Source organism: Acinetobacter sp. YH12235 (assembly GCF_013417705.1).
Lineage (GTDB): Bacteria > Pseudomonadota > Gammaproteobacteria > Pseudomonadales > Moraxellaceae > Acinetobacter.
In genome coordinates this window covers 1-3,651 of sequence record NZ_VPDL01000054.1, presented here as the reverse complement: position 1 = coordinate 3,651, position 3,651 = coordinate 1, and the positions used below count along the sequence as shown (strand labels likewise).

The window sequence follows — 3,651 nt, the reverse complement described above, 5'->3', positions numbered from 1 at the left end:
CAATGTAAAAACTTCGTTATTTCATGTTTTTAGCGTTCATCAAATAAGCAACAAAATATTTTTGTTCGAGCTTTGCCTGCTCCTGCGTGTCCGTTTTACGGATTGGCATGCGTTGCATGTGGAGGGAATAAGTGTCACTGGTGCAACGTAGCGATAGTCGAAAGGCTAAACCGCTACAGGGGAATCTCACAAAAGCGGAGCGTTAAGAGTAGTTGTATAGGTTGGTTAAGTTGTATGTTGGGGAAACCCTCGCAGAGATACCGCCATACTTCGACAGGGAGCGTGTGGGGAGAGGTGCAAGACCTTTAGTCCTTGTCTGCATAGTTTGCAAAGCTATGTGCGGATACGACCGATATACGTGGCTCCGAAGCCAAAAGAATATGCGGTAAATCGGCAATACTTAAAGGATGCGTCATTTTTTTAAATGACCGCCTTTAGGGAGAGTATTGCCGAAACTCTCTCAACCGTTTCCAAAGCCAAAGCACGAAGTGCGACGCTTTGGGGGCGTGTTGAGAAGTTGAGAGCATTTGCTTTTAAGGCTTTTGAACTAAGTAATGAATAGGGCAGAGCTGTTTTCTGTTTTTCTAATTCTGCTTAGGCTAATTTATATGTTTAGAGGTTAATAATGATTGATATTAATGAACACTTTGAAACGTCAACAATGAGTGATGTTGCATATCACGCTTTGAAAACATTTGCAGAAAATGATTTAGATATTTCTTACTTAAATGAAGTAAATCAAGAACTTGAAAACTTAAAAAACTGGTTACTTCAACTGCATTATCTCTACACAAAAATGTCAACTGAGAACTTTTTTAAACTTGCTCAAAAACTTAACTATGATGATGCAAAAGCGTTAGAGCAGTCTTTTAGAGTTATTTGTAGAAAATAATAATGATGCCAAATTCCAATAACCTCGCCTGGGCTGTACCCAGGCGAGAGGATATTGAAATTCGTCATCTACGTTTATCATTTTCGATTTCATTAGACATGTTTCTTATTTTCTCGATTATCTCAGAGTGATTGTTTTTAATCACTTTTCTTACATTAGCTGCTTTATCTTCATTATTATTCGTTACGTCTGACAAGTAGTTGCAAACAATAAAATCTTCAAGTAAATGTTGTAAAATCGCTTCTTCTGTATCTTCGGAACTAAATAAGTAATTGTCTTTTAAAAACTTACTATATTTAAGAACAACACCACCGAGAAAATACTTTCTTCTTTCATTTTCTTTTCTACGTTTTTGTCCGTCTGTCTGTTCTTTTCTGACTTTTTTAATACGTTCATTTCTAACTTTATGATCAATACGTTTGATTTCACTATGAGTAATTTTTTCAAGTCGAATATATGTATTGAGTGCTTTGTGACAATTGAAGAAATCATCACGTTTAGATAAGTCGTAACTTGAAATTTCTTTTTCAAGATCGGTTAATTGTTGAGTTGTTTTTGTCTTAAATCTGATTATTTCGAGAGTTTCTATACGTTTTTTATGTACTTTCATTTCACGTAAATTCGACTTGATCAGTTTTATTTCATCCTCAGAAAAATCAGTTTTATCAGTTTTGTTAGAAATCTGATTAAATCGTTCTTGTTGTTTACTCAAAAAAAGAAGTGAATCAATAAAATTATTCAGTTCAACTAAGTCTGTATCTGTTACATCAATTTTAGGTCTTCCACGATTTCCCATACAAAATCCAAAATCCAAAATTTACTGTTATCAATCATACATTGTCATGATACAAAAATTAAATTAAATTACGTGAGTAATTTATTTAATGTTTTGCTCGTTTCCGTGTTTCTAATTCGATATGATCACTACGCAATCATATCAATTAGAAACACTACTACTTCGCCCTGCGGGGCAAAAGCAAAAGCGGGGGAGCGGGGCACTATGTATCACATGAGTTATGAGCACACATCAAAAGCTCCGACTTCGAAAAATGGTAAAACAAAAAAACCGGTTTCGTGTGTAAAAAGATTCAGATACATCACTCGAACTAAAGAGTATGCAAATCATAAAGATCATGCTGAAAAAGTTGAGTTTGTGAAAAGTGGCAACATGCCCAGCTTTGCCGAAAATCGCCCCGATCTATTTTGGGAAGCTGCCGAATTATATGAACGAAAAAACGGACGTACTGCGACAAGCATTGTGCTTGCTCTACCTAAAGAACTCACACCAGAACAGCGCATCGAACTCACTGAGAAAATCATTGAGCAGTTTTGTAATAAGTTTAACTTTCCGTACACGGCAGCGATTCATAATCATAAAAGCGCAATTAGTGGACAAGACCAACCGCACCTACATTTGATGTTTAGTGAGCGAGCACTCGATGAGTTTGACAGAACAGCAGAACAATTTTTTAAACGCTATAACGATAAAAACCCAGAAAATGGGGGTGCTAGAAAAGTTACTGCTGACTTTAGGGGAGATGGTACTGATCTAGTCGATCAACTTCGTGCAGAAGCCGAAGTCTTAATTAATGAATCGCTTGAAGAATATGCACCAACTAAAATTATGATGATCAAAGGCATCGAGGTTGAAGTGCCTAGTGTCGTGTCATGCCTGAATCATCGGGATTACAACAAGCTGCACGGCACTGATTTAAAAGCAGTGCCAATGATACCTAAATCGCTCTTGCATTTAGACCCGAATCTGACATTCGATGATGATGAAAAGAATCGAGAGTATCAGCAGAAACTCGCTGAACGTGAAGCCCTGATTCAAAAAGTTCAAGAGATCCGCGACCACAACAATATGGAACTATATTGTCAGTACTACTACGCAGCTTTGCAGAAGCAGAATGAAGCTAAGAAGCAACAACAGCAAGACATTGAGCGTGTTTCTGCGTCAGATTTAGCATACAGATTAGACTTAATAACTTATCAAGCGACTGCTGACAAAGTTAAACAAATCAGACAGCTTGCAGCATTACAAGACGACAAAAACATTAACTATATCGAAGCAATTGAACATAAAGCATCATTACTGAATGACGTTTTAATGAAAGAAAATCGCAAAGAAGTGTCAGCTCTAGTGAATGAGATTTATAAGCATGATTTAGAGACAATTCAGCAGCATTGTGATGGTCGTTCAATGAGCTACGATGAAAAACGTATTTCAGAGCGTCTAAATGAGCGTATTTCAACGATTGAGCATATTTTAGATAGAAGTACACGCACAGAGCAAAAAGTCGAAAATACGCGAAATGACGATGATTACAGCAATGATTTCAGACTTTAAGTCGAGCGAAGCGAGTTAAAAAAACGTGCAAAAATTTCAGCGTGAAACGCTGAAACATGGCATAAGTCAATAAGTTCTTGAGTTATTTGAAATTTAAAACAAAAAAGCCTCTAAATATGTTGCATTTAGAGGCTTTTCCGTTGTAATTTGTCGGTACGCAGTTATTTGATGTCTCACCATCGAATAACGAAGATCATAAGGTTTGACGACCGTTATGATTTCACCAAAAGGCTTTGTACCTGATTTCAATTATCGAGTTATCACGGAAAAAAGACAAGTCTTCAATGTAAAAACTTCGTTATTTCATGTTTTTAGCGTTCATCAAATAAGCAACAAAATATTTTTGTTCGAGCTTTGCCTGCTCCTGCGTGTCCGTTTTACGGATTGGCATGCGTTGCATGTGGAGGGA

Annotated in this window: 3 protein-coding genes; 2 read left to right on the top strand and 1 reads right to left on the bottom strand. The window is 36.8% G+C overall.

Annotated elements, in window-relative coordinates; all coding sequences use genetic code 11:
* The first annotated feature begins 625 nt into the window (after positions 1–625).
* Complete coding sequence (locus FTV13_RS15385; RefSeq protein ID WP_180012528.1) at positions 626–892, top strand: hypothetical protein; 267 nt, start codon at positions 626–628, stop codon at positions 890–892.
* 64 nt (positions 893–956) lie between these two features.
* Here the strand turns inward: FTV13_RS15385 and FTV13_RS15380 are convergent, their stop codons facing one another.
* Entirely contained in the window at positions 957–1,688 is a 732-nt protein-coding gene (locus tag FTV13_RS15380; protein WP_180012526.1) for a hypothetical protein, read from the bottom strand.
* A 213-nt stretch (positions 1,689–1,901) separates the two neighbouring features.
* Here FTV13_RS15380 and FTV13_RS15375 point away from each other — a divergent pair, with 213 nt between their 5' ends.
* On the top strand, positions 1,902–3,242 hold the full coding sequence (locus FTV13_RS15375) for a MobA/MobL family protein (RefSeq protein ID WP_257218540.1): 1,341 nt from the start codon (positions 1,902–1,904) through the stop codon (positions 3,240–3,242).
* Positions 3,243–3,651 lie beyond the last annotated feature (409 nt).